The 18,569-nt window shown below is 35.9% G+C and carries 18 protein-coding genes; 8 read left to right on the top strand and 10 right to left on the bottom strand.

The genetic code is table 11. The features are described from left to right. Position 1 precedes the first annotated feature (1 nt). Positions 2-202 (top strand): copper-binding metallochaperone CopP, encoded by a 201-nt coding sequence (gene copP / locus CCZ01_RS06570; RefSeq protein ID WP_112052425.1) that lies wholly within the window; start codon positions 2-4, stop codon positions 200-202. A 40-nt stretch (positions 203-242) separates the two neighbouring features. Continuing rightward, entirely contained in the window at positions 243-878 is a 636-nt protein-coding gene (locus CCZ01_RS06565) for a MarC family protein (protein ID WP_112052424.1), read from the top strand. A gap of 52 nt (positions 879-930) precedes the next feature. Here the strand turns inward: CCZ01_RS06565 and rpsO are convergent, their stop codons facing one another. Beyond that, positions 931-1,203, bottom strand: coding sequence for a 30S ribosomal protein S15 (rpsO, locus tag CCZ01_RS06560; protein WP_112052423.1), 273 nt, complete (start codon positions 1,201-1,203; stop codon positions 931-933). A gap of 137 nt (positions 1,204-1,340) precedes the next feature. Here rpsO and flhA point away from each other — a divergent pair, with 137 nt between their 5' ends. Next, the gene (flhA, locus tag CCZ01_RS06555) at positions 1,341-3,620 is read left to right on the top strand and encodes a flagellar biosynthesis protein FlhA (protein ID WP_112052441.1); all 2,280 of its coding nucleotides are present in this window, start codon (positions 1,341-1,343) and stop codon (positions 3,618-3,620) included. Here flhA and CCZ01_RS06550 read toward each other — a convergent pair. The 5 genes from CCZ01_RS06550 to ybeY all read right to left on the bottom strand — a co-directional run bounded on the left by CCZ01_RS06550 (position 3,617) and on the right by ybeY (position 7,554). Then, complete coding sequence (locus tag CCZ01_RS06550; protein ID WP_112052422.1) at positions 3,617-4,465, bottom strand: heavy metal-binding domain-containing protein; 849 nt, start codon at positions 4,463-4,465, stop codon at positions 3,617-3,619. The genes flhA and CCZ01_RS06550 overlap by 4 nt on opposite strands. Continuing rightward, on the bottom strand, positions 4,456-5,481 hold the full coding sequence (locus CCZ01_RS06545; RefSeq protein ID WP_181566349.1) for a sensor histidine kinase: 1,026 nt from the start codon (positions 5,479-5,481) through the stop codon (positions 4,456-4,458). Before CCZ01_RS06545 ends, CCZ01_RS06550 begins: the two co-directional genes overlap by 10 nt. Then, a complete protein-coding gene (locus tag CCZ01_RS06540) occupies positions 5,478-5,903 on the bottom strand; it encodes a rod-binding protein (RefSeq protein ID WP_458692860.1) in 426 nt (141 codons plus the stop codon). Before CCZ01_RS06540 ends, CCZ01_RS06545 begins: the two co-directional genes overlap by 4 nt. Before the next feature lie 30 nt (positions 5,904-5,933). Beyond that, positions 5,934-7,004 carry a flagellar basal body P-ring protein FlgI gene (locus tag CCZ01_RS06535; protein WP_112052421.1) on the bottom strand — a complete coding sequence of 357 codons (1,071 nt, stop codon included), beginning with the start codon at positions 7,002-7,004 and terminating at the stop codon, positions 5,934-5,936. A gap of 127 nt (positions 7,005-7,131) precedes the next feature. After that, positions 7,132-7,554, bottom strand: coding sequence for an rRNA maturation RNase YbeY (ybeY, locus tag CCZ01_RS06530; RefSeq protein ID WP_112052420.1), 423 nt, complete (start codon positions 7,552-7,554; stop codon positions 7,132-7,134). Positions 7,555-7,634: 80 nt separating this feature from the next. Here ybeY and speA point away from each other — a divergent pair, with 80 nt between their 5' ends. Genes speA through CCZ01_RS06515 form a run of 3 tightly spaced genes read left to right on the top strand, consistent with a single transcriptional unit; the run spans position 7,635 to position 10,819 of the window. Continuing rightward, positions 7,635-9,476, top strand: coding sequence for an arginine decarboxylase (gene speA, locus CCZ01_RS06525; protein ID WP_258436917.1), 1,842 nt, complete (start codon positions 7,635-7,637; stop codon positions 9,474-9,476). A gap of 5 nt (positions 9,477-9,481) precedes the next feature. Beyond that, positions 9,482-10,186 (top strand): serine O-acetyltransferase, encoded by a 705-nt coding sequence (gene cysE, locus CCZ01_RS06520; RefSeq protein ID WP_112052418.1) that lies wholly within the window; start codon positions 9,482-9,484, stop codon positions 10,184-10,186. Between the two features lie 3 nt (positions 10,187-10,189). Further along, on the top strand, positions 10,190-10,819 hold the full coding sequence (locus CCZ01_RS06515; protein WP_112052417.1) for a metallophosphoesterase: 630 nt from the start codon (positions 10,190-10,192) through the stop codon (positions 10,817-10,819). Here CCZ01_RS06515 and CCZ01_RS06510 read toward each other — a convergent pair. Further along, the gene (locus CCZ01_RS06510) at positions 10,816-11,976 is read right to left on the bottom strand and encodes an MFS transporter (protein WP_112052416.1); all 1,161 of its coding nucleotides are present in this window, start codon (positions 11,974-11,976) and stop codon (positions 10,816-10,818) included. The genes CCZ01_RS06515 and CCZ01_RS06510 overlap by 4 nt on opposite strands. Positions 11,977-12,119: 143 nt before the next feature. Between CCZ01_RS06510 and CCZ01_RS06505 the strand changes: the two genes are divergently transcribed. Continuing rightward, positions 12,120-12,914, top strand: a complete 795-nt coding sequence (locus CCZ01_RS06505; RefSeq protein WP_112052415.1) for a SapC family protein — start codon at positions 12,120-12,122, stop codon at positions 12,912-12,914. A 68-nt stretch (positions 12,915-12,982) separates the two neighbouring features. On the opposite strand, the gene CCZ01_RS06500 is transcribed toward CCZ01_RS06505, so the two are convergent. The 3 genes from CCZ01_RS06500 to CCZ01_RS06490 form a co-directional block, all read right to left on the bottom strand. Further along, positions 12,983-14,173, bottom strand: a complete 1,191-nt coding sequence (locus tag CCZ01_RS06500) for a replication-associated recombination protein A (protein ID WP_112052414.1) — start codon at positions 14,171-14,173, stop codon at positions 12,983-12,985. Between the two features lie 146 nt (positions 14,174-14,319). Then, positions 14,320-14,703: a heat shock protein transcriptional repressor HspR gene (locus tag CCZ01_RS06495; RefSeq protein WP_112052413.1), complete on the bottom strand. Its 384-nt coding sequence runs from the start codon at positions 14,701-14,703 to the stop codon at positions 14,320-14,322. Positions 14,704-14,714: 11 nt separating this feature from the next. Further along, the gene (locus CCZ01_RS06490) at positions 14,715-15,572 is read right to left on the bottom strand and encodes a DnaJ C-terminal domain-containing protein (RefSeq protein ID WP_112052412.1); all 858 of its coding nucleotides are present in this window, start codon (positions 15,570-15,572) and stop codon (positions 14,715-14,717) included. 124 nt (positions 15,573-15,696) lie between these two features. Between CCZ01_RS06490 and CCZ01_RS06485 the strand changes: the two genes are divergently transcribed. Then, entirely contained in the window at positions 15,697-18,561 is a 2,865-nt protein-coding gene (locus CCZ01_RS06485; RefSeq protein ID WP_112052411.1) for a RecB-like helicase, read from the top strand. Positions 18,562-18,569 lie beyond the last annotated feature (8 nt).

Genomic DNA, 18,569 nt, shown 5'->3' with positions numbered 1-18,569 from the left:
AATGGTAGAAACATTACAGGTTGAAGGTATGAATTGCCAACATTGTGTTAATAAAATTGAGAAGTTTGTTGGTGAATTACAAGGAGTTAGTCAAATTAATGTTAATTTAGCTGAAAAAAATGTGCAGGTTGAATTTAATGCTCCAACAACTCCAGAGAAAATTAAGGAAGCAATTCTTGATGCTGGTTTTGATGTAGTTTAAGGATTGTTATTACTTAAAGTACCACAAATAAAGGGCAATAATGTTTGGCGTAGAATCACAATTACATATTCTCTTATTGGCTGTTGTCGCTATTTTAGCCGTCTTGAATCCTTTTGGAAATTTGCCACAATTCATTTCGATGACAGAAGGCTTAAGTGCGTTAGTGAGAAAAAAACTATTCAGAAACATCCTTTATACCTCCTTTGTGATTGTGATTGTTTTTTTATTTCTTGGTCCTTTCATAATGACATATTTATTCCGTGTCAGTATCAATGATTTGCGTATTGCAGGAGGATTGCTTTTAATTCTTGTGAGCGTAAAAAAACTTTTACTACCTGCAGCAACAAAGGATTTTTCACATTATCAGGGACTATCGGAAGAAGAACTTTTAAGTCGTAGCCTTGTGCCAATGGCTTTTCCTATGCTTGTTGGTCCAGGAACACTCTCAACGGTGGTTGTTATCGCTGAAGAAAACGGGCTATATATTACTAGCGGTGCAGTTTGTGTTGCATTCGTATTTATGCTTATTTTATTTCATTTTGCTGCAACAATCGAAAAAGTTTTAGGCAAACTCGTCTTGCATGTCTTTTCGCGCATCGCACTTGTCTTTATTATGGCGATGGGTGTAAAATTGATTATCACGGGAGTTAAGGCTATTTTTTCTCTTAACCCATAAAAAGTTATCTCACGCAAATGCGGGAGGCTAACCCTCCCGCGGATCATTAAAATTACCTATCTTTAATTCCTAGAGTAGCGATTAAGGAAGCGTAAGATGTGTAATTCTTCCTTTTAAGATACTTAAGTAAATGGCGTCTATGAGCCACCAACTTTAAAAGCCCTAAACGACTTGAATGATCTTTCTTATTCACTTTCAAGTGTTCTGTGAGATAACGAATTCTCTCACTCAAAAGTGCAACCTGAACTTCTGGAGAACCCGTATCTTGCTCTCCACGTGCAAACTTAGCGATAATTTCTTTCTTTTTCGCCAAATCCAAAGCCATAAGCGACCTCCTAAGATTGGTATTTTTTCTTTTTGCAAAATTACAAAAGAGAACATAGAATTTTAATCCAAAAAAGCAAAAATTTACTTGAATTTTTGTATGATTACACTTTTAAAACAAAAATAGGGGTTATAATTTTGGCAAAAAAGAGAGTTGCAGAAAAAAACAAGAGTCTTTTACAACGTACACTCCCCTTTTTAAAGGGCTTAAGTGAATCAAAAGACTTAACTGTTGTTATTTTTATTATCTGTATTATTGCAATCATTATTGTTCCACTACCCAGTGCGTTACTTGATTTTTTTCTTGTTATTTCAATTGCCATCTCTGTTTTAATTATCCTTATCTCCTTATACACGGAAAAGCCGACAGATTTTGCCGCTTTTCCAACCCTGCTTTTGATTGTTACATTGTTTCGTCTAGCCTTGAATGTTGCAACAACACGTATGATTCTTAGCGAGGGACATAATGGACCTGAAGCAGTGAGTGAGATTGTTGCTTCATTCGGGCAATTTGTTGTAGGTGGCAATTATGTCATTGGTGTGATTGTGTTCTTAATTCTTGTCATTATCAATTTTATGGTTATCACAAATGGTTCTACAAGAGTTGCTGAAGTTGCAGCACGTTTTACACTTGATGCAATGCCCGGAAAACAGATGGCTATTGATGCGGATATGAATACGGGGGCAATCGATGAGGATGAAGCGAAACGACGTCGTGAAGCATTAGCACAAGAGGCGGATTTTTATGGCTCAATGGATGGTGCAAGTAAATTTGTAAAGGGGGATGCTGTTGCTGGGATTATCATCACCTTCATTAATATTATCGGTGGATTCTTAATTGGAATGTTCCAACGAGATATGAGTGCAGGAGATGCTGCAGCGACTTTCACGATTCTAACAATTGGTGATGGTTTGGTTTCTCAACTTCCTGCGTTAATTGTTTCCACTGCAACAGGTATCATTGTTACTCGCTCAAGCAAGACTGATGAAACTAGCAATTTTGCAGAGAGTATCATCAATCAATTGATGGGTGAATCTAGAATACTCATTATCGTTGGATCAATTTTGATGCTTTTTGCAATGGTACCTGGCTTACCCACGTTGTCATTAGGATTTGTGGGAGCCATCTTTTTATTAATGGCTTACTTAATTAACCGACAAGATGAAGGTGGTTTATTTGCAATGTTTGAAAGATGGATTAATAAAAAAGCTGGAGACCCAAATGCAACCCCCACACAAAGCAGGAGAAGACGACAACCCACAACTTCTGCCTCAGCAGGTGTTGCAGGAGGGGTTGCTGCATCGGGTGGATTAGCAACAGATGGTGCTACAAAACAAAATATCCCCCAAAAAACAGAGGAAGAAATTCTCTCTGAAGCACTTAAAGTGGAACTTTTGGAAGTATATTTGGGCTTCAATCTTATTCGCCTTGCGAACCCTAAGTATGGCGGAAGTTTGCTTGAAAGAATTAAAATGCAAAGAAAAAATCTCGCTTCTGAATATGGCTTCTTAATGCCTGTTGTACGCGTCAGAGATAGCGTGGATCTTGACGCTGATCAATATCAAATCAGACTAAAAGGTGTTGTTGTCTCCACTGCACAAGTATTTCCGGATAAATTCTTAGCCTTTGAAAGTGGAATTGCACACAATAAAATTGAAGGAATCCCCACAAAAGAACCAGCATTTGGGCTTGACGCCTTATGGATTGAACCTTCCTTAAAAGATGAAGCATTATTAAACTCATACACGGTTATTGACGCCGTCACTGTCATTTCAACGCATATCGTTGAAGTGGTCAAGCAAAATGCGGAGGATTTAATCACGCGTCAAGATGTCTTGAAGTTAATGGATAATCTTGCACAAAGCTTCCCTGTTGTCGTGGAAGATGCCAAAAAAGTAGCAACACTTGGGACAATTCAGCAAATTCTTAAAGCTTTGTTGCATGAGCAAATCCCAATTCGCGATATGCTAACAATACTAGAAACGATCACGGATGCAGCAGCAGTGGCAAATGGAGACATAAATTATATCATTGATCGTGTACGTCAAGCCCTAAGTCGTGTTATTAGTGACACATTCAAAGATGATAATGGTAAACTACAACTAATTACTTTATCACCTGAAAGTGAACAATATTTACTTAACAAACAAAATGACGGTAGTGGCAGAATGCGTCCCATCGTTTTGAATGTGAGTGAAACAAATGCTTTAATCGAAAGCGTGAGGGCAGAAGTTGAACGCGTCCGCCAGTTTGCGGTGGCTTCTCCTGTTATTCTTGTCTCACAACAATTACGTCGCTATCTTTCAGAAAAATTAGAGCAATTCAGTGTTAAGGTTGTTGTACTTTCCCATGCCGAAATTGATAGTCGCTCACCATTTGAAATTTGTGGACAAATCACTATCCCATTTGGCAACTAGAGACAAGAATATAGTGCATTCTGGTAAAAAGCAAAAAGGGTAGAATCCGATGATTTTTCGTTTGATTCTACTGTAGGATTAATGTAAAAAGAAGTTCGAAAAATTTCGTGGTGTGAATGCGTTTGTAGCTGAATTCTTTGAAGCTGAATCGAGATTTCTTGAAAATGTGTCTGCATAATCCACACAAAAACCTCTAAATGTCGCAAGAAAAATGTCCTCACTCCCTCCCTTATGTCTTCGTCATTCAAAGATTGAATAAATCGTAAAATCTCTTCTTGGTTTGGTTGTTTTTCTCCATAAAAACTTTGAACCAATAAGAATTCATCACTATCCAGTTTTTTATAAATTTGAATCTCGGTATCGCTCTTTGCGATAAGCTTAACAGAGTAGTTAGCCTGAATATATTGAGAACAAATATGTTGAGCAACACGAGAGGCAAGAACTTGCAATTCATCATCACTTACATTAGGTTTTTGAGTCAACAAATAACGTTTAAATGTATCAAGCCGAATTTGTTGCTTAAGACGCGATTTATTTTCTTCAAAAGAATCCATACGAATCGCTGTTCCATAAACAAAAATCTGTAATTTGCCCTCAATAATGCTCTCTTGAAAACGGATTGCAATAACTCCATTAGCACCCAACAGGGTCGCGTTCTTAAGCATTTCTTCTTTTGCTTTTTCCTTTAAAGAATGGAATATTTTTGTTGCCTCACTACCACCCAAAAAACTCTTTACTTCAGAAAGAATCTCAACAAAAGTACCCCTATCCTGAATAACATACCCCTCAACAAGCCCCAAAATACGATATTTTTGTGGTATATATTCTGTTGTACTTAAGAGCATAATTCTTCACTTGCAAGAATAATTCTGAATCCTTTTTGTTGTCCATCAATAATTTCAACATTCCCATTGTGTGCCTCAATAATCCTTAAAGAGAGGGCAAGCCCTAAGCCATTACCCTTAACTTTTGTACTTTTAAAAGGTTCAAAAATAATATTTTTATTTTCAAAAGCTTTACCATTATCATATATTTCGAAAACACGATTCCCATTCTCCTGCTCATAACAAAAAAGCTCTACAAAACCATTACTTAATTCTTCTTCCTCTTCAATCGCATCAATGGCATTAAAAATAAAATTTTGAAAAACAATACCCAACAAATCAATATCACCGTAAATGATAGAATCAGGCTTAAAGTTAAAAACAAAATCAATCATCTTTGTGTAGGTATAATAACCGATAGCTAACCCCAACTCATCTTGAAGTTGTTTTAGATGAAAACGATTCTTGTTGGGTTGTATTCCTTTCGAAAACAGTAATGTTGCCTTAATAATTCTCTCAACACGCCAAATTGCTTTTTTAATCTCTAAAACCAGTGGCTTTACACTTACATCAACGCGCTTAAGAAGTGTGGAACTGAGTAGAGTAACAGAACCGATAGGATTGCGAATCTCATGAGCAAGATTTGCTGAAATTTGCCCCATAGAAATGAGTCGCTCCTTTCGTTTTTCATCGGTGATATCTGTGGCAGAGATAATACTCTTACCCATTTTTTTATTCACCTTAATCAGATAGAAACTCCCTTCTAACTCCACTTCACTATCTTCTTGTATATTACAAATAATGGGTAAGAGATTCTTTATTTTGAGAGATTCATCATTCTGATAAATCAAACCTCCATTCTCATCAAGAACCCACAAAGCATTAGGTAAAAGCTCTAACACCCCTTCAAATAAACCTTTAAGCTCAATAAATTCATTCTCAATTTGATAAGATTGATTGATAAGTTCTTCTAAAGAACGCATCAAAGTTAGCTTATCATTGCCACTTAATGAATTCAGTAATTCTTGATTAATCACTCAAAGCCTTTTTCCACATCCAAAGAACCTGCATCTTGCATCTTTTCAGATTTTTGATTATTTTGTTCCGGCTTATAAATTCCTCCATTTTTAAGAATATTCTCCTGCTCTTTAAGCCAATTAAATAAGGTATCGCTATAACCAAACCCGCCTGCTAACTCCTCACTCAATTGCTCTTTATACATACTCTGATAAATATCATGACCAGGTGCTTTAGGAAACAACCCATCATCGAGGTTCAACGCCTGGTCTAAAAGCGTTTTAACCAAAATTGCTTCAAACGCATCTGTTTGCTCCCTTAATTTTTCATCTTCTGTCTGTGTCTCTAGCTTCCTAAGACTTTCTGCTTGTTTTTGTTTCTGTGCTTCAAGCATTGCCATTGACTGATCAAAGCTCCCTAAACCATTCATACCACTAAACATCACTCACTCCTTCTATAAGAATAACATCATTTAAATAACTTCTAAATCCGCACTAATAGCACCTGAACGTTTAATTGTTTGCAGGATAGAAATAACATCTTTAGGTGCAGCCCCCATTCTTTGTAGGGCACGCGTAAGATTTGCTACGGTCGGATTCTGATTATTCGTACTTAACACATTATTCGCCATATTAAGCTTTAAGCCTCCACCCAAATCCACCGCTCCATCATCAGCAAGAGGTGCTTTTGAAATTTGAACTGTTATATCGCCATGTGTAACAACAACATCACCCACTTCTACACCAACACCGGCTACAATCGTGCCTGTCCGCTCATCAATCACAATCTTTTCTTCTCGAGTGAATTCAAGCTCCACATCCTCAACACGTGCCAAGAATTCCACCATTCCAACATCAGCCGGACGATTTAATTTAATCGTTCTTGGGTCAATCGCTGTTGCCACAGGCGTTGCTGCCGTTGGAAATGCTGCATTAATGCTCTGTTGCACCTTCAAAGCATTCTGAAAATTTGAAGTTTTTAAACTAAGTGTTGCATCTTTTTTGGAAAAAAGATCAAAACTCACTTCCCTTTCAATAATCGCCCCATTATAAATCGTTGCAGCTAAGGGATGGTTAATTCCGCCACCTCGCTCATTCTTTCCACCAATTGAAACTGCCCCTTGCGTTGTTGCATAAATTCTGCCATCAACCCCACTTAACGGAGTAAGAATCAAAGTTCCACCTTCTAAAGATTTTGCATCACCAATACTTGAAACAAGGGCATCAACGCGATCCCCCTGTCTTGCAAAAGAAGGAAGCCTAGCTGTTACCATCACCGCCGCGACATTCTTTGATTTAATATCATTAGGATCAATTTTCACATTCACGCTCTCAAGCATATTAGCTAAAGACTGCATCGTGAATTGAGAAGTTGTCTTATCCCCTGTCCCATTTAGCCCCACAACCAAACCATAACCAATCAGCTGATTCTCACGCACACCCACGACATTCGCAATATCCTTCACTTTCTCTGCATTGCTATTTGTAAAAAATAATCCTACCAGAGTAGCCGCACAAAGTACCCTTTTTGCTAAGCCTCGCATATTAAATCCTTTTAATGAAATTTACCTAATCACAAAGCAATTACCGTGCCAACTTTTCTCTACATTATTTAGCAAACCCTACAACTGGTGAGAATTTAACCTTTTTTCTCTTTAAAAGAGGTTAAATTCAACAAGCACGAACAATTAAACTTTCAGGTAAATGAAAATATGTAATAATTTCTTGTTCTTTTTGTCGTTGCTCTCCTGAATCAACCTCATGATCATAACCTTTTAAGTGCAATAAACCATGAATAAAAAGAAGTGCAATTTCATCATCCAAGCTATGATTAAAATGCTGGGCTGCCTTTTGAACAAAATTCTCCGCAATCACAATTGCACCCAATGGCATATTTTGAATCCCACAATTTTCAAGCGGAAAAGATAAGACATCAGTAGAAGAATCCATATTGCGATATTCTAAATTGAGTTGTCGCATTTTTGAATCTGAAACAAACAATAATTCAACATCTCCGCCACCCAAAAATTCTAAAATTTCTTGCAAAAAATCTTGTGGAATATCCAAATCTGTTTCATTCACAATATCAATCATTCTTTTTGTCCTTACATAAACTTATATTGAGAGATAAATGCTATAATTTCACAACTTTATTTTACTTTAAAAAGGAAAAGATGATGATGAACTATGGAATACAATTTTGGTCTAATGATGATTTTATCATTGAAGATGGAAAGGTGAAAGTTAACCATAGACATCAACCCGCCTTGATTGATATTGTTAAAAAAGTTCGTGAAGATGGTTATCGCGGACCTCTATTATTGCGTTTTCCACATCTAATCCAAAAACAAATCAATCAAATTTTTAAAAATTTTAATCATGCTATCAAAACATATCACTACGATGCCTCATTTCGGGCAGTCTTTCCACTCAAAGTCAATCAATTTCCTAACTTTGTGCTTCCGCTGGTACGATATGCACAAGAATTGGATTATGGGCTTGAAGCAGGTTCTAAGGCAGAACTGATTCTAGCAATGGCTTACACGCGTTTAGGAGCACCCATTACAGTGAATGGTTTTAAGGATCGCGAAATGATTTCTCTTGGCTTTATTGCTGCAAGTATGGGGCATGACATCACCCTTACCATTGAGGGCTTAGGGGAACTTGAAACAATCATTGAAGTATCTAAGGTGATGGGCAAACCATGCCCTAATATTGGCTTAAGAATTCGTTTGCATAGCACTGGAGTCGGTATCTGGGCAAAAAGTGGAGGAATTAATGCAAAATTCGGCTTAACAAGCACGGAATTACTAGAAGCTGTAAAAATGCTGGAAAAAAGCAATTTACTCAAAAAGTTCACTATGATTCATTTTCATATCGGCTCACAAATCAGCGATATTTCACCACTCAAAAAAGCCATTAGAGAAGCTGGAAATATTTATGTAGAACTACGCAAAATGGGTGCAAAACATTTAAAGGGTGTCAATATCGGAGGGGGCTTAGCGATTGAGTATACACAACATGAAGGTAAACAAGACCGCAACTACACATTAGAAGAATTTGCAGGAGATGTAATTTTTGCACTCAAAGAAATTGCAAAAGACAAAAAAGAACCCGCTCCTGATATTTACATTGAATCAGGACGTTTTATCGCCGCAAGTCACGCTGTATTAGTTGCTCCTGTTTTAGAGCTTTTCTCCCAAGAATATACAGAAGATGCGTTAAACTTAAAAGAAAAAAATCCGCCACTTATTGAAGAACTCGTTGATTTATACAAAAGCATTAATGAACGTTATGCGATTGAGTATCTACATGATAGCCTTGACCACTTAGAATCCTTATTAACTCTTTTTGATTTAGGTTATATTGATTTACAAGATCGTAGTAATACAGAAATTCTTGTGCATTTAATTATTAAAAAAGTAATTCGGATTCTTAAACATAAAAATCATAGCGATATCATTCGGATTCAAAAAGAGGTACAGGAACGCTATTTGCTTAATTGTTCTTTCTTCCAAAGTATTCCTGATTTTTGGGGATTGGGGCAGAATTTTCCTGTTATGCCACTAGATCGTCTCAATACACGTCCAACGCGTTCAGCAAGCCTATGGGACATTACTTGCGATAGTGATGGAGAAATTACATTCAACATAAAAAGACCATTATTTTTACATGATATTGATGTAAAAAAAGAAGAATATTTTTTAGGATTTTTCTTAGTAGGTGCCTACCAGGAAGTTTTGGGAATGCGACATAATCTTTTTACGCACCCAACAGAATTTACAATTGAGTTCAATGATGATGGACATCAAATTGAAAATCTGCAGGAGGCACAAACTATTTTAGATGTTTTGGACGATATTGATTATAATACAAAAGAAATCGAGCGAAACCTAAGACAACGTATCGAAGAATCTATTCTTGATGAGGAAACACGCAAAGAAGTGTTAGGACAACTCTATGTAATGTTAAGTGAAAATGGTTACTTAAGGACTGTTTTTAATGGAGAAAGGTAATCAAAATGAGTTTATGGGCTATTTTGAAAGAAGATTTTGCAGTAGTTTTACAAAAGGATCCCGCCATTGCTTCCAAAATTGAGCTTTTTTTTAATTATCCGGGCTTGCTTGCCATTATCCACTACCGCTTTGCTCACGCCTTACACCGACGTGGATGGAAAGTCCTTGCACGTATAATTATGGGTTTTACACAATTTATTACAAACATAGACATTCACCCAGCAGCTATCATCAAACGACGTGTTTTTATCGATCATGGAATTGGCGTTGTGATTGGTGAAACTGCTGAAGTACATGATGATGTAACAATTTATCAAGGAGTTAGTTTAGGGGGTGTTAGTCTTGAGAAAACAAAACGTCATCCCACAATTTATGAAGGTGCAGTTATTGGAGCAGGAGCAAAAATATTGGGAAATATCACGATTGGCAAAAATGCAAAAATCGGTGCAAATTCGGTTGTGATTCGCTCTGTTCCTGATGACTCAACCGCTGTTGGCATTCCAGCAAAAGTTATCACAAAAGGGCGCGATAAGAATCCTTATGATTTAGGTAAAATTCCAGACATTAACCGCCAACTTTTTAATTTTTTAATAAAAAGAATTGAAAATATAGAATCTCAATTAGAAAAAGAGGGGCATCATCACCTTTTAGAAGAATGTGAAGAATTAAAGCATTTATACGCAGCCTATCTTTCTAGTCTAAAGAGTTGATATATGCTATATGCAATTGGTGATGTACATGGCTGCTACAAAAGCCTTGTTGCACTCCTAAAAAAAATTAACCCTAAAGTGAGTGATGAAGTATATTTTGTGGGTGATGCCGTCAATAAAGGGGTAGATTCAGCAAAAGTAATGAAATTAATTCGCGAACAAGGCTATCAACTCGTTTTAGGTAACCATGAAAAAATGGTTTTGGAGGGCTTTAAAGACGGAAAGTTAACTAAAGAATTTGTGCATTCTTATCGCGGAAAAGAGGTACAACTGCTTGATGATATTGCCTTTATGCGTGCCGCCCCTACTTACGTTCTTGGTAAAAAAGATGAGCAGGGGCGCAAATTAATTATTACGCATGGCTATGGGCATAGTCTATTTGGAAAATATCGTTTGGGAAGCAAAGAGTTTAATGAAAAAATTATTAAAGAGAGGATTCCGCCTGATTTGACCCCGCAAAAAGTAGCTAAGTTAGATTCTTTCTACTTTAATATTTTTGGACATATTCCACTATCAAAACCCCTTATCTCTCCCTGTATGGTAGGGATTGATACGGGCTGCTATGCTGGCAATTATTTATGTGCTTTTAGCTTTCCTGAAAAAAAGATATTTTTGCAACGTTCTTTAGGTTAACGATATTGTCGCCTCACATAAACAAACAAACTAAAAGTACCGATAATACCTAAAATCATCACACTTCCGCTCGCTAGAGGTAACCACTCAAGAGGCATAGCAACTTTGTCACTGATTAAGATAGCCCCCAAAGCCGCTCCTATTGAATTGCCTAAGTTGAATGCAGATTGGTTAAAGGTTGAAGCAAGATTTGGTGCAGCCTTTGCCTGCAATACAATCAGCATTTGCAACATTGGACAGAGTGCAAACGCGAAACTTCCCCAAAGCAAAATAAACACACCAAAACCATAGAGATGATGAAGAACAAAAAACATTCCAAACTGAATCAAAACACTTAATGCCATCACAATCATTATATTAAGAATCACCCTTTGATTAGCTAATCTTCCTCCAAGAATTGAACCAATACTCAACCCGATTCCAAAAATCATCATAATCGGCACAATTGATTCAGCTCCAGCCTGTGTAACCTGCAACAAAATTGGCTTAACATAAGTAACAAGCAAAAATAAACTCGTACTTGTGATGATAGACAACAACAAAGGCATTTGGACATTGAATCGTTTAAGAATCATAAATTCACGCATCACTTTTCCGCGTGGCATTCTAAGGTTATTAGGTAAAAATAAAAAAATTGCTAACAAAGAAATAAGACCACAGAAAAAGATAATATAAAAAGGCATTCTCCAGCCATAATAATGCCCAATCAATGCTCCTAAAGGAACACCCAAAACATTCGCCAAGGTTAAGCCCATAAAAACAAGGGAAATAGCAAAACCTTGCTTCTCTTTTGATGCTAAAGAAGTTGCCACAACAGAAGCTATACCAAAAAAAACACCATGTGCCAAACCTGTGATAATTCTTGCACCAATCAATGTCCAGTATGTAGGGGCAATGGCACATAAAAAATTACCCACAACAAACAAAAAACAAAAAAATAGTAAGGTAGCCTTACGCGACATTTTAAATGTAAGTACAGCTAGAATTGGTCCTCCCACAACAACGCTCATCGCGTAAGCAAAAACAATCATACCCGCACTCGAATCACTCACACCTAGACTGATTGCAATATCCGACAATAAACCCACAACAATAAATTCACTTGCACCAATTACAAAACTTGAAGTTGCAAGAGCAAAAATGGCTAAATAATTCACTCATTTCCTCTCTTATTAAAAATTATTTAAAAGGATCGCATTATACAACAAAGAATCAGAAAAAATATTAAGATATTCTTAAGATTTTTGAAAAATTAAGCTTTTAAATGGCATAATTACAATTTTAAGCTAAAGGAGCTTGTATGTATTCTAAACTTATTCCTGTGAATCCAGAATTTTTCAAAGGCAAAGGTTTTGTAGTCAACAGAAACTACCTTTTTGCACAATCCCAAATGGTCTGTGAGGTCGTCTATACAGAGCTTAGCGACATTATTGGTTCTCTACCAATGGGTATGATTTATAATCAAGGACAGCCGAAATTAGTTGTTTTACTCTCTGTTATCGCGGGAAAAAATTGCTTTGTATCGCCTGATGGGCGTTGGTTGGGTACCTACTCCCCCAAATTTATTCAAGGTTATCCTTTCACAACCTACCCTGCTCCAGATAATCCTGATAGTGAATGGATATTATGTATTGAAGAATCAGCGATTAAATCGCTCCAATCTGAAGGTGTGGAACGACTTTTTACTGACAATAATGAACCTACCGAACGTCTGAAATCCATTATTACTTTTTGGAATAATCTCAAAGAAGCCCAATCCCTAACTGATAAAGCTGTCAGAGACTTAGAAAAAGCTGGAGTTTTTACGGAATGGGAAATCGTTTTAAAAAGTGAAAAAGAAGATGAACCTCAAAAAATAGAAGGGCTATTTCGCATCGATGAAGCAAAACTCAAAGCACTGCCTTCTGACATTGCAGGAGACTTAAATCAAAGTGGTGCCTTAAGTATTGCATACGCACAACTCCTTTCACGAACGCGTATATCGCATTTGCAAAATAGTGTCAGTCAACATATGCAATATACTTCTGAAAAAGAGAAATTGACAAAGAAAATTGAGGAAATAACAAGCGATAGCGGAATGGATTGGGGCTTTTAAACAACCTACAATCTTTTCACAAACCAACAACACTTAAATATCGCAGAATTTTTTACTTAAGTGTTGTTTTAGCCTTGTTTAATTTTTTCTAACCATTCTAAAAGGTTTTTTTCATAACCAATACCTTTAAGGTGAACAAACTTTAAGTCTTCAGTCATATATTCTTGTTTCACCCACCCCCCAAAATGATGAGGATAAAGATAGTTATGGTAGGGCGGAATAAGGTGAGAGGGAATGGAATTTGACTGATGAGTCTCAAGATATTTTAAAGCGGCATTAATCGCCTCGTAAGCACTATTTGATTTAGGGCAACATGCAAGATAAATCGCACATTGTGCAAGAATGATTCTCGCTTCTGGCATACCAATTTTGGAAACGGCCTGCATAGTCGAAACTGCAAGATTCAAGGCATGAGGGTTTGCGTTACCAATATCCTCACTTGCAAAAATCACCATTCTTCTTGCAATAAATGCAACATCTTCCCCTTCTTTAAGCCACAAGGCAAGATAATAAATTGTAGCATTTTCATCGCTTCCACGAAGGCTTTTAATGAATGCACTTGCTATAGAATAGTGTCGGTCGTTTTCATCGCTTCCACCCACCAAAGCATTTTGACGAAAACTCTTCAATAATTCTAAACTAATAGATTCCTCCTTTTGGACAGCACTTATCGCACAATCAAGAAGATTCAACATTCCCCTTGCATCGCCCCCACTTGAATACAACAAATATTCCAACGCATCATCATCAATCTTAAATACAATGTCTTGCTGAATACGTTTTAGAAGAATCTTTAAATCCTCTTGTTTAAGGGGTTCAAAATGAAAAAGCATTGAACGAGAACGAAAGGCTTGAGTGAGGCTATGATAAGGATTCTGAGTTGAGGCACCAATCAAAATCACCTCATTTCTCTCCATAAAAGGGAGCAAAACCTCTTCTTGATTAACTGATAAACGATGGATTTCATCGATAAAGAGGAGAGGTTTTTGTAAGCGATGCGTAAATTCTTTTAAGAATAATCGCACTTCTTCGACTTTAAGTGTCGTCGCATTCAATGTTTTATAAGGTAATTCAAGTTTTTTAGCAATTAATAGTGCAGCTGTTGTTTTACCACTACCTGGCGGTCCAAAAAATAAAGAATGCGGAATACTCCCTGATTCAATCAATCTCCTCAAGGGTGCATTTTGTGCAAATAAATGACACTGCCCAACGAACTCATCGAAATTTTGTGGACGTAAAAAAGTAGAAAGATAACGCATTGATTTCCTTTTATGCTATAATTTTACCTAAAAAAGGAGTTAATAATGTTCTCTTTCTCTAATCTTGCTCCATTGCTAATTGGCTTAGGTACGCTCGCAATGCTTTTGTATATGTTCTTTGGTTTAGATAATCCCATTTTTAATCTCTAGTTTTCTTTAAATATAATCAATTCATAGGAACTCTTCCTACTTATGGTAGGTGCTTTGGTAGGTTCTCTTGCTTGTTGTTGGGTAGCTAGTTTTTGATTTTCGATCCGTAATTCTTCAATCTCATTCTCTAATTCGTCCAACTTATTTTTAAGGCGCAAAATAATATCCACACCAGCTAAATTTACACCCAAATCACGCGTTAAACGTAAAATAGTTTTAATTTGGTCAATATCTTTTTGGGAATACAATCGCATCTTTCCCATCGTCCTACCCGGCTCAATCAACCCTTCCCTTTCATATTGCCTGAGCGTTTGTGGGTGAATATTCAAAATTCTTGCAACAACACTAATTAAATAGACAGGCTCATCATAGCTATACATCAACTCCTCCTTTATCGTTCTGGTAACTCTTTCTCTAAAAGAGATTGCAATTCTGCACTCAATAAATTTAAGTCAGGCATAATAATGTTTGCTTTTAAAAATAAATCACCTTTCTGTAAATTCTTACGACTTGTTGCACCTAATTCCTTAACACGAAATTTCTGCTGATTCTTTGTGTTCTTGGGTACTTTCATTGTGATTTCCTTATGTAATGTTGGCACAACAACCTTTCCACCAAAAAGTGCTGTCTTCAAAGGAACATCAAAAGTTTTAATCAAATTATTGCCATCACGGCTATACTCATCACTCTTTTCAACTTCAACCTGCAATAACATATCACCCTTTTGTGCACCAAAAGTCTTTCCAAAACCTTTTAAACGAATTGTTTCACCACTCTCAATACCAGCTGGAATATTAATTGTTCGTTGCTCTCTTCCCACCTCAATATTTTGCTTTCCACCTAAAATGGATGTCTCAAAAGAAACTTTTAATTTTCCTTTAACATCTAAGCTCCCGCCACTAAATCCACCAAAACCAGAACTACCAAAGTTAGCACCACCAAAACCGCCACTAAATAAAGAATTCAAAATCTCATCAAGATTCACATTTTGGTGTTGTTGATGACGTGCAAAATCATGAAAATTTTGTCCACCAAACATACTATCGCCAAATTGATCATACTGCTTTCGCTTCTTTGCATCACTTAAAATCTCGTATGCAGCATTAATTTCTTTAAATTTCTCTTCAGCTTTTTTATCTTTATTAACATCTGGGTGATAGATTCTCGCAAGCTTACGATAAGCCTTTTTGATTTCTTCTTCTGACGCATCTTGGGAGACTTCAAGAGTCTCATAAAGACTTTTTGACATAAACACTCCTTTTGCTTAATATAATTTGTGTATAATTTTAAAATATGGAATACTAACATAAAACTTGAGTTAATGTCAATCAATTTTTCTTATAGAAACAGATTAACCATTTAAAGGAATCTCTATGGCACAATTTGAACCCTTTTTGGCCCTCAAGGCAAGTGCGGGTAGTGGTAAAACCTTTGCATTAAGCGTGCGTTACATTTTACTTCTCTTAAGAGGAGCAAACGCTAGCGAAATCCTCACCTTGACATTCACAAATAAAGCAACCTCAGAAATGAAACGTAAAATCACCCATGCACTCCACTTACTTGCTTTCACGCCTACAACACAAGAAGACCTAACTCTCAAGCAAAGCTATATTGATGAATTATTACATATGGACCCTCGCTTGACACTAAATTTTTTACAAGAACATTCTTTAAAGGTTTATGAAAAATTCTTAGTTAGTGATGTCATGATTATGACAATTGATGCTTTTTTACAATCCATACTACATAAATTTTGCTGGTATGTGAATATTCCTTATCATTTTCAAGCACAGGAAAATTCAGAATTAGACACTCTATCAGAATTATTTTTAGCAAAGATTACTCCACATTCTCGCGATTTATTACTTATGCTTGCACAAGAAGAAGATAAAAAAACAATAAAAAGTATTTTCCCTTTTTTCGATGATTTATTATTGCATATAGCAGAAAATCAAGAATTGATGCAAATTCAACCTCAAGAGATACCTGACCAAGAAATTCTCAATATTGCCTACAAAATTAAAGATGCAGTAAATACTTATTCCTCCAAAAATACAGACAATGCTGTCGACTTCTATTCTGTCCCTACCCTGCTAAAAAGGGGTGCAACTTGGCTTACAAAAAAGAATTTACAGGATTACCGCTCATTTAAAAAAATCCCTGCTTTACAAAATTTACAAGCAGACTTTATAGAACTTAAGCAATATATTGCTCAATATTTTATCGCTAAAGAATCGCGTTTACTTTCACATATTTTTACACTTTTACAAGAATATCAACAAACCTTGAACTTATGGCAACAAAGGACAAATTCTTTGCGTTTTAATGATGCAATTCTCAAAACGCACGAATTGCTTTGCAACAATAAGATATCGACAGATTTTTTATATTTTCGCCTAGATTCTCGCATTACACATATTCTTATCGATGAATTTCAAGACACAAACTTACTTCAATACTATATTTTAGAACCCTTAATTCATGAAATTGTTTCAGGCATATCAACAAAAAATATCCAAAGAAGCTTTTTTTATGTGGGAGACACAAAACAATCCATTTATCGCTTTCGTGGTTCTATGCCAGAATTATTTGATGAGGTACGTTTAAGTATCCAACAAATGCGAGAGAGCATCCTACCTTATAATTGGCGTTCTCAGCAACAAATTGTAGAATTTATCAATGATACCTTTACAAAAGCGTATCAAGAAATTGGTAAAGATTATATTCCACAACAATTCAAAAAAGAAGGTGGTTTTGTCCATATTCTCCCCTACTCTACGGACAATAAAGAAGTTTTTTCCTTGATTATTACTGAGATTAAAATGCTACTCAAGCAGGGCATAACTCCAGATGAAATTGCGATTCTTGTCTTAAAAAACAATGATATTGAAGAAATTGCAACAGAGATAAAACAACACATTCCAACTATCAAAGTAATCAAAGAAGGCATAAGCTATCTAGGCGAATACCGCGAGGTAAAGGCTCTAAAAGAAATGATGCTATACGCACAAGATTCTTTACCTATCCATGCCAAAACTTTTTTTGCCTTAGTAAATGCACAAGAAAAAGATGAAGCATTTTTCAATTTTATTCAACAATTCTTGAATGCTAAAATCTCCGTTGCAATACTTATCAAAAAAATAATGGAACATTTTCAATTATTCAGCATTCAAGCAAAAAAAGTTTTGGAGTATGCGATTTTTGCACAAAAACCTCAAGAAGTGCTTGACTTCATTCAACGGCAAAATAAAATTCAAATTCAAGAGGAACTTTGCGGAATAAGAATTCTCACAATTCACGCCTCAAAGGGGCTGGAATTCCCAAGAGTTTTTGTTATTGACCGGTTATCCAAAAAGAATACGCAAAATAAAGGATTATTGTTTGATTATCAAGGCATTACACTTAAACATATTTTTTCTGGCAACAAAATGCGTGAAAATTTTGACGAAAATTACAAGCAAGCAAAACAACGCGAGGCAAAACGCATTCTAGAGGAAGATTTGAATCTACTATATGTCGCTTTTACACGTGCAAAAAAATCTTTACATATTTTTCCAAAAGCAACACAAGATTTTTTAGAGATTCTACATTTATCTCCCTTAAAAATGGGAGAATTAGAGGCACAAGATTCAACACAAAAACCTGAAATAGAAAATATACAGAATAAAGATGATACACCTATAATCCAAAAAAATTTTGGACGCCAACATGATTTTTTGCGTCATAATCACTTGGCTTATTCCAGCGATACTCAACATGTAGATGATTCACAATACACAAGGCTAGAGATTTTAAAAATGCGTAAAAAACGGCAAGATATAGGTAAAGCCTTTCATCTTGCGTTAGAATATCACCTAAAATTTCAAGCACAAAAAGAAGATATCATTATGTTCCTATACAATCAGTTTGGACATACACTAAGTGCGGATGAAATTAATGAAAGTTATCAAAAATGTGAAATCGTTATGCAATCTGCTGAATTTTTAGAAATTCTCAGCAAAGGTAAGATAAAATGCGAGGTTTCTTTTTTGCAGGATAATTGTTTAAGGCGAATAGATTTGCTCATTTTAGGGAAAAATAAAGCCTTTGTCATTGACTATAAAAGTGGCAAATTAGAGCAAGATGCTTACTATAAACAGATAAAGGACTACATTGAGGTTGTTTCATCTGCTTATAAAAAGCCAACAGAGGGCTTTCTTTTAGACGCTAAAGGAAAGTTAATTCCTGTAAAGGAATAAAATCTTTA

The sequence above is a fragment of the Helicobacter monodelphidis genome (assembly GCF_003288845.1).
Lineage (GTDB): Bacteria > Campylobacterota > Campylobacteria > Campylobacterales > Helicobacteraceae > NHYN01.
The sequence above is the reverse complement of the archived record's forward strand: the minus strand, read 5'-3'. Positions and strand labels throughout refer to the sequence as shown.